This is a genomic window from Blastomonas sp. UPD001, from assembly GCF_003426715.1.
Classification (GTDB): Bacteria; Pseudomonadota; Alphaproteobacteria; order Sphingomonadales; family Sphingomonadaceae; genus Blastomonas.
Genome location: NZ_QKVT01000028.1, coordinates 1 through 571, shown reverse-complemented (window position 1 = coordinate 571; position 571 = coordinate 1). Strand labels below are relative to the sequence as shown.

The 571-nt window shown below is 63.7% G+C and carries 1 protein-coding gene; it reads left to right on the top strand.

Annotated features, from left to right (window positions below):
* Nucleotides 1–16: 16 nt before the first annotated feature.
* A partial coding sequence (locus tag DM995_RS18040) for a hypothetical protein (RefSeq protein ID WP_198669469.1) occupies nt 17–571 on the top strand: 555 nt, incomplete at its 3' end.

The window sequence follows — 571 nt, the reverse complement described above, 5'->3', positions numbered from 1 at the left end:
GACGTTCGGGGCTCCCGTGCTCAACGATACGGCCTGCTGCGGGCTGTTTTCCGCACGCGCGAACGTGACGAGCCTGGTGGCGCCGATCATCGACGGCGGACCGGGAGGCACCTACAACTTCGACATCACGGAAGCGCGTTCGTCGGGCAACAGCGCAACCGATGGGGTCGCGCTGGTGGTCGTCTACTCGGATCCCTCGTTGACCTCCACTTCGACCGTGGCGATCCTCGACGGCTTCTCCTCGGTGACGGGCGACAGCTTCACCTTCAACGCCGCAAACGGGATGGATCCCACGGATCCCAACTTCTTTGCGGAGCTGCGGCTGGGGATCGGCTTCTCGTGCTGCGGCCAGCAGTCGACGGTCGATGTGAACGGAACGCGCATCACCAACAGCGCCGGCAACAATGACGATGGCCTTGGAGGCACCTCCAACGGCCAGCTGATCACCGTTGGCGGCAACGACGACCCGTTCAGCGCGTTCCTGCCGGGCTATTCGGAGGACAGGGAGCGCTACAACCTGGTGCCGTACATCGATTTCGGGGACACCCAGATCAAGGTGACCACGGCCAAT